The 8475-nt window shown below is 36.1% G+C and carries 6 protein-coding genes; 3 read left to right on the forward strand and 3 right to left on the reverse strand.

Going from position 1 to position 8475, the window contains the following annotated elements; translation table 11 throughout:
• Positions 1-397 precede the first annotated feature (397 nt).
• Positions 398-2116, forward strand: coding sequence for a diflavin flavoprotein (locus FFR48_RS22500; protein WP_137668904.1), 1719 nt, complete (start codon positions 398-400; stop codon positions 2114-2116).
• Between the two features lie 182 nt (positions 2117-2298).
• A complete protein-coding gene (locus tag FFR48_RS22505) occupies positions 2299-4011 on the forward strand; it encodes a diflavin flavoprotein (protein ID WP_096572529.1) in 1713 nt (570 codons plus the stop codon).
• Positions 4012-4039: 28 nt separating this feature from the next.
• Here the strand turns inward: FFR48_RS22505 and FFR48_RS22510 are convergent, their stop codons facing one another.
• The 3 genes from FFR48_RS22510 to FFR48_RS22520 form a co-directional block, all read right to left on the reverse strand.
• Positions 4040-4243: a proteinase inhibitor I4 serpin gene (locus FFR48_RS22510; RefSeq protein WP_096564985.1), complete on the reverse strand. Its 204-nt coding sequence runs from the start codon at positions 4241-4243 to the stop codon at positions 4040-4042.
• 273 nt (positions 4244-4516) lie between these two features.
• Positions 4517-6832 (reverse strand): hypothetical protein, encoded by a 2316-nt coding sequence (locus FFR48_RS22515; protein WP_137668905.1) that lies wholly within the window; start codon positions 6830-6832, stop codon positions 4517-4519.
• Between the two features lie 374 nt (positions 6833-7206).
• On the reverse strand, positions 7207-7590 hold the full coding sequence (locus FFR48_RS22520) for a hypothetical protein (RefSeq protein ID WP_137668906.1): 384 nt from the start codon (positions 7588-7590) through the stop codon (positions 7207-7209).
• Positions 7591-7831: 241 nt separating this feature from the next.
• Here FFR48_RS22520 and FFR48_RS29630 point away from each other — a divergent pair, with 241 nt between their 5' ends.
• Positions 7832-8371 carry a hypothetical protein gene (locus FFR48_RS29630; RefSeq protein ID WP_236104150.1) on the forward strand — a complete coding sequence of 180 codons (540 nt, stop codon included), beginning with the start codon at positions 7832-7834 and terminating at the stop codon, positions 8369-8371.
• The last annotated feature ends 104 nt before the right edge of the window (positions 8372-8475 follow it).

Genomic DNA, 8475 nt, shown 5'->3' on the forward strand with positions numbered 1-8475 from the left:
TGGGTGTTAAAAATTTTTTCTGTTTCTTGTAGGGGCGAAGCATTCGGGTGATAACCTATCGCTGAAACCAGTTCATATTCTGTCCGAATGCTTCGCCCTTACGATTAATGAATCGGTGTTCTAGTTACTGTTTTCCTAAAATAAACTAACAGATACTCACAAAATTTTCCCTTAATATTGTAGGGGTTTAGCATTGCTAAACCCCTACATAATTCTGTTGATATTATGTTGATGGCTATAACTATAGTAGATTTTCGTGTCAAAAAATATGCTGAAAAATAGTATTGTTTGATACCACTTTAATTTTACAAAATATATTCTTAATTACAGCTTTAAAAAGATTTTAGGAAGAAAATGGTGGGGAGAAAAGAATATTATTTAGAATCGGATACAAATCATGGTAGCAATATCAGAGAAAGTTGAACCAAGGTTAACTATACAAACTGTAGAAATTGCTCCTAATACAACAGCGATACGCTCTCTTGATTGGGATCGGGATCGCTTTGATATTGAATTTGGATTGCAAAACGGTACAACCTATAATTCTTATTTAATTAGGGGTGAACAAACAGTTTTAATTGATACTTCTCATCAGAAGTTTCGTCAATTATATTTAGACACTCTCAAAGGTTTAGTTAATCCGAAAACAATTGATTATATAATTGTCAGTCATACAGAACCAGATCATAGTGGTTTGGTAGAAGATGTATTACAATTAGCACCAAGAGCAACTGTTTTAGCTTCTAAAGTAGCATTGCAATTTTTAGAAGGTTTGGTACATGATCCTTTTTCCAAAAGAATTGTTAAAAGTGGCGATCGCATAAATATTGGTCAAGGACATGAAATAGAATTTGTCAGTGCGCCAAATTTACACTGGCCTGATACAATTTTCAGTTTTGATCGCAAAACCCAAATTCTTTATACTTGTGATGCGTTTGGGATGCACTTTTGTGATCATCGCACCTTTGACGAAGATTTAGAAGCAATTGAAGCTGATTTTCGGTTTTATTATGATTGCTTAATGGGTCCCAATGCTCGTTCTTTATTGAATGCAATGAAGAGAATGGGTGAACTAGGTAACATTCAAATTATTGCCAATGGACACGGACCATTATTATATCATCACCTCGATGTTTTAACCGAATATTATCAAAATTGGAGTCAAAGACAAGCGAAAACAGAAACTACGGTTGGTTTGTTTTATGTTTCCGGTTATGGTTATAGTGAGCAATTAGCTCATGCAATTGGTGATGGTTTGCAAAAAGCTGGTGTGGGTTCAGAAGTAGTTGATTTACACACAGCAGATTTTCAAGAAATTCAAGAATTAGCAGGTAGAGCATCAGGTTTAATTATTGGAATGCCACCTACTTCTTCAATTGTAGCACAAGCTGGTATTAGTTCTTTATTAGCTGTAGCAAAAAATAAACAAGTTGTAGGTTTATTTGAATGCTATGGTGGTGATGATGAACCGATTGATACTCTACGTCGTAAATTTATTGACTTAGGAATTAAAGAAGCATTTCCCGCAATTCGTATTAAAGAAATCCCCAACGAAGCAACTTATCAAATTTGTACAGAAGCGGGTACAGATTTGGGACAAAAGGTGGTGCGAGAACGCAACATCAAACAAATCAAATCTCTCGACGTGAACATGGAAAAAGCGTTGGGGAGAATTAGCAGCGGATTATATATTGTTACTGCTAAAAAAGGTGAAATTAGCGGTGCAATGATGGCTTCTTGGGTAGCACAAGCTAGTTTTCAACCATTAGGATTTACCATTGCTGTTGCTAAAGATCGAGCGATTGATAACTTATTACAAATAGGCGATCGCTTTGTGATCAATGTGTTAGAAGAAGGTAATTATCAAGACCTGAAAAAACACTTCCTCAAACGTTTACTTCCTGGTGCGGATAGATTTGCAGGTGTGAAAACTCAAACTGCTAAAAACGGTTCACCAATTTTAACCGATGCACTTGCATACATGGAATGTGAAGTAGTCAGCAAAATTGAATGTAGCGATCATTGGATTTTATATTGCATTGTTGAAGATGGCAAAGTTTCCAAACCAGATGCGCTGACAGCAGTACGTCATCGCAAAGTAGGAAACTACTACTAATTGATAATTGATAATTGATAATTGATAATTGATAATTAATTGTCAATTATCAATTACCTACACAGATATTTTCATGAGAATAATATTTGATAAATATTATGCCTTTTCCTGACTCTATTTCTAACGTTTTCACCTCAGCTAAAAATTGGGTTTCTCAAGTTTTTTATTCACAAGAAAAATCTATGACAGATTCCAAACCACGGGACGTACAAATTTTACCGATCGCCACCAATACCAAAGTTCTCAGAGCTAGGAGTTGGTCACGTCTAAGGTTTGAAGTTGAATATGCACTTTGTCGAGGAACTACCGCAAATTGCTATTTAATAGAAGCCGATAAAACTGCATTAATTGATCCTCCGGGAGAAGGATTTACTAATATTTATTTTGCAGCATTGCAGAATACAGTTAATTTGAGAAAGTTAGATTATGTGATTTTGGGTCATTTTAGCCCTAATCGTATACCAACTTTAAAAGCACTGTTAGAACTTGCACCGCAAATTACTTTTGTTTGTTCTATGGTTGGTGCAAATAATTTGCGTGCATCTTTCCCAGATCAAGATATTAAAGTTTTGATTATGCGGGGGAAAGAAACTTTAGATTTAGGTAAAGGTCATGTTTTGAAATTCTTACCTACTCCTAGTCCCCGTTGGCCAGAAGCACTTTGCACCTATGATCAACAAACCCAAATTCTCTATACTGATAAATTATTTGGGTCGCATATCTGTGGTGATGAAGTTTTTGATGATAATTCAGAAGCTTTTAAAGAAGATCAGCGTTATTACTTTAATTGTTTGATGGCTCCCCATGCAACTCATGTCGAAGCTGCATTAGAAAAAATTTCTGATTTGCAGGTGAGGATGTATGCAGTAGGTCATGGTCCATTGATTCGCACTGGGTTGATAGAATTAACTAAAGCTTATTCTGAATGGAGTCGCGCTCAAAAAGATCGGGAAATTTCCGTAGCGTTACTTTATGCTTCTGCTTATGGTAACACTGCCACTTTAGCACAGGCGATCGCTTGGGGATTAACTAAAGGTGGTGTTGCGGTAAAATCTATTAATTGCGAATTTGCATCCCCTGGAGAAATTCGTGGTACTGTAGAACAGGCAGATGCGTTTATTATTGGTACTCCTACCATCGGTGGTCATGCTCCCACACCCATACACACTGCTTTAGGTATTGTTTTAGCTATTGGTGATAATAGTAAATTAGCAGGTGTGTTTGGTTCTTATGGTTGGAGTGGAGAAGCTTTAGACTTAGTAGAAGGTAAACTGCGAGATGGGGGATATCGGTTTGGGTTTGACACTTTGAAAGTCAAGTTTAAACCCGATGAAGTCACCCTGAAAATGTGCGAAGAAATAGGTACAGACTTTGCACAAAGTTTGAAAAAAGCGAAAAAAATTCGTGTACCACAACAACCTGCAACCCCTGTAGAACAAGCAGTAGGAAGAATAGTTGGTTCTGTATGTGTAGTTGCAGCGAAACAAGGGGAAGTTTCTACAGCAATGCTGGGAACGTGGGTATCTCAAGCTACCTTTAATCCTCCAGGAATTACAGTGGCGATCGCCAAAGAAAGAGCCGTTGAATCATTGATGTATCCTGGTGGTAAGTTTGTCCTGAATGTTCTTCCAGATGGTGTTCATGTAGACTACATGAGACATTTCCGTAAAAATTTCGCCCCTGGAGAAGACAGGTTTGCTAATTTCCAAACGGTAGAAGCTGATAATGGTTGTGCAGTCCTGACTGATGCTGCTGCATATTTAGAATGTTCCGTTAACCAACGTCTAGAATGTGGTGATCATTGGGTAGTATATGCCACTGTAGATAATGGTAAATTACTCAAACCGGATACTGTAACTGCTGTTAATCATCGCAAAACCGGTACACATTATTAAAAGGAGTTAGGTAGCATCATAATTGATACTAATTATCTCCAGCTAAGAGAGATTCAGTGTTGCTTGGGGAAGATTTACTGATTAAATTTGTATTGTTATCTACTGCTGAATATCCCAATACACTCAGCATCACAATACTAGCTGCTGCTAAAACGTAGCGTCTACCCAAACTGACTCCGTAGCGCCTTTGTAAAAAATTTTCTTGCACAACATTAAATTTTTGTCGGTTCATCTACTACCTCATTTTTTGTTCTAGCTTTCTGTTTAGTTAGACGTTAATGATGTGTTAGATGTTCACTATCGCATAGAAAATACATAAATCCTTGCTGGTTACAGTTTTGGTAACGGATTTTTACGTTATGTTTTCATAACTTAATTTAAGAGTCAGGAGTTATTAATTTTGGATTTTGGATTTGGGATTTTAGATTTTGGATTATTTTTGTCAGATCCAATCTCTTCTAGGAAAAGTTAACTAGATCAGCAACAAAAGCTGAATGCTGACTATTTACTTAAAAAATGCCTGAAAGATTACCGAAAAGGTATCATTTTTTGTTTGTAAATTTTCCCCAAAAGCGTCATCACCAAAATCATAGATATTCCTTCCCCAATTAAAACTAATACTAGAACGATTAGCACTATCTCCCCAGGAATAACGTGAGGAAATTCCGTAACTGTCAATACTTCTTTGGGGTGAGAAATAAGCAGTGAAACTGGCATTTTTACCTAAAGATGCTGTTAAACTAGCTTGAATTTTATTACCTGTAGAATCTGGTAACAAGTCTAAAAGTTGACTAATCTGCAAAGAAAAAATATTGAAATTTAGGTTTGCACCAACACTGACAAAATTATCCACAGGATTATCTAAAAAATTATCTTGATCTCGATCCCAAGCATAACGAAATCCTGTAAATAAACCCAGATTTGTATTAGGACTGAATCTAAATTGTTTAGATAAACTGCCTTCAACTTTACTATAATAATCTTTGTCACCATTATTATAGGCGATCGCCCCCAAGTTTAACAACCAATTATCCCAATTAATTGTATAATCTCCACCTACATAAAGTTTCACATTCTCAGAAAATATCGCCCCAGTATAATAACGCAAAACACTATTATAATTAGTAATGTTTCCTGTCAAACTCAAATGGGGATAATAATTAGTTTTTTTATTTAAAATATTCACAGTCTCAAAATTCACATCTCTCTGTAACAAAGACATATAAGCTTGAATATAAAAATTATTTAAGTTTGCAGAATTGATACTATTACTAATTCCATTTTCATTTGTTGCTACAGCAAAATTAACATCAGAATTAATTCCTCCCTCTCCTCCTACTCTCAAAACTCTCCTTTCTTCCCCTGTGGGAACATAACGAGATGTTTGAGAAAAAGAACGTTTGGTTACAGGAGATATTCCCAACCACACACTATTAAACTTACCCGCAGGTATGTTTGATGTTCTCTTAACTCCATTACCATTATTAACATTTATTTGATTATGTACTGCTTCCCCTACACCACCTTGATAAATCACAAAACTATTTCCAGGAACTCTAATATTATTAGCCGCATTAAATAAATTTCTGTTAATATTAGTATTGGCGTTTGCTGCTGTTCCTTTTAAGTTAGGTTTAATATCCGGTAACATTGCACCTAAAGCACCCAAAGCAGAATTTAAACCCAAATTTTCATCATCAACTATGACATTTACACCTTTAATAGTTCTCCCTAAAACCGCTTTTTGGGCATTAGTTTTGACAATTTGACGTACTTGATAATGACCTAAACTATAGGTATTATCAAGAGATTCACGACGAGAAATAGCAGTTTGATTAGATTGACTATTTCCCGGAGTTGCACCAATATTAGGTAAATACAAATCTATCCCTGTAAATTCACCATTAAAACCTTGATTTTGCCAACCAGGTAATTTAATTAAAGCTAAAGTTTCTGGAGAAATTACATCACCAATATTACCTAATTGTTCAATGCGATTAGGTACAAAAAACCTCGGTTCAATACTCTTTCTATCCACCACGAAAGGAGGTAATAAATTACATTGTTCTCCAGATACAGAAGCATCATTATTAACTAAATAACAGGGTCCGATAAAAGTTTGTTGTAGTTCAAACCCTCTTAAAGTTTGCGGTTGAGATTGAATAATAGAAATTTGGCGATTTTGATTAATTGTTCGCAGTTGTAAATATTCCCCTTGAAAATCAGAAGTAAAAATATTATCCTGGGAAAGACTTTGAATAACTTTACTTTCAATTTGATAAAGAGCATTAATATATAAATTATCAGTACGTTCTGTACCAAAGACAAATTGAGTATCTACTACCGCTTTAGTTAAATGATTAACTGTCAAATCATTCAAAGAAAAAGTAGTTAAAATTGCTGGTACTTTATCTTTTGGCACTGCTTGAGGTGGACTTTTATAAATGTTATCTCCAGAATTAGAATTATCTAATTTAGGTGCTAAAGGTTGATTAGTTTCTAAATCTTTATTTATATCTTTAATATCAGTCTTTTTTAGAGGTAATAAATCTAATGGTTGTTGAGAAAACATAAAATCATTTTCCTCTATCCTTTCAGGAACTAGCAGAGAATGATTTTGATGTATCTTGTAATCTGCATCAGTAGTATCTTCCATTGTTTTGATTTTTTCACGCTGATAACTTTCATCAGATATATCTGGAAATAGCTGTTTTTGGTTTTCTTCAGCGTGGACGGAATTAATAAATACTGCCAACCCAAAAATATAAGTATAAATTGACAGGTGAATGAAATTTATTAGTAAATTTATTTTATTGGTCACAATTATTAAGTAGTCGTGCAAAATAAATTTTATATTTGTGAGAGGGAACAGGGAACTCTTAACAGGGAACAGGTAAGGAATACAGACATTTTTGTTTTCACTCAATATGTTAAATTAATTTTGCTTGGGTACTTATACACAGTAAATAAACCTGATAAGTTGCAAATAACAAAAAAGTATATACAGCCGTAGTTTGTACCTTGGGTACAAAGAAAGCGCAACCCAACCAATAGACCTGTCCGAAAATTCAATGTAGAGACGTTGCATGCAACGTTTCTACAAGAATTTTAAAAGACGCACATTTAATTACCGGAAATGTCCAATGCTTTTCAATGTTGGGTTTCGTTCCTCAACCCAACCTACTCAACTGTCAATTATGGTGTATTAATCACCTTAACAGTGCCAACTTTAACATCAATTTGGACATCGTTGTTATCCAATTGGTTAGCTTGTTCATTTACTAAAGCTGTATCTTGAGCAATAGACTGAATATAAACACTATTTCCATTCAAGGTGATAGCACCACCATTACCCGCAGCAAAAGCTTCTGTACCTGCACCATTGGTGACAGCACCAGCATAGGCTGTACTTTTACCCACTGCAACGGCGGAGGATGCTTCGGTTACTTGACCTGCATTTAACTGAAAGGAAGCAGCACCAGCAACACCACCTTCACCTGCAAATGCAGAGTTAGCAAAACCGAAACTTCCAGCAACAACAGCAGCAGCAACTAATAATTGAGATTTGATTTTCAACATGATAATTTTGTCCTGATTTGTGTTTTAAGTTAACGAATTGATTGAGTGAAAATGAACGAACCCCGATTTTTGTCATGTTTAATTTGTGTTTGTGATATTTAAGGTGTAAGTAGTAGAGGCATCAGGTGTTGTTCCCAGTCCCCAGTCACCAGTCACCAGTCACCAGTCACCTACGTAATATATACTAAAATCTTTTTTATCTTTATTGGGTTTATTAAAACCAGAGTTTGCTAATTTGACTTTGGATCAACTCACAGAAACAGAACGAGATAATTTAGCTGGTCATTTTATCCAACGACGACGGGCAGATGTAAAATTGTGGTTGGGGAATGAAACACCTTTTCCACAACGTCAATCTGATGAAGAACCCTATAAATTATCTAAAGAGTATAAAGAACTATTTGAGGAAGTTTATAATTTTGCACGGGGGTTAGTAAAAACTACTACCGTAGATATGACTTATGCCCAACGTCGGGGGCGTTATTGGTCAGCGTTGGCTTTGATTCGCTGTGTGATGTCTTCCCCTGCTGCTGCGATCTCTACTTTAAATCGTAGTTTAAATCGAGAGTCGGGAGTCGGGAGTCGAGAGTCGGGAGTCGGGAGTCGAGAGTCGGGGGAAATGCGAGAGTCGGGAGTCGGGAGTCGAGAGTCGGGGGAAATGCGAGAGTCGGGAGTGGGGAGTCGAGAGACGGGGTCGATGCGAAAGCAGAGAGTAGAACGGAAGAGGACACGGCTGAAAGGAAGTAAAATTCAAAAATCTAGTATGCTTTCCTCTGCTTGAAGAAAAACAGACGAAATGTGGCGAGCAAGGGTATATGAGATTGGCAGAAGTCTGTGACATAGCTGACTGCATGATCTAAAAACGAATACACAGGCACCTATACA

Origin of the sequence: Sphaerospermopsis reniformis (assembly GCF_005402885.1) — a bacterium.
In the GTDB taxonomy this organism is placed as follows: domain Bacteria; phylum Cyanobacteriota; class Cyanobacteriia; order Cyanobacteriales; family Nostocaceae; genus Sphaerospermopsis; species Sphaerospermopsis kisseleviana.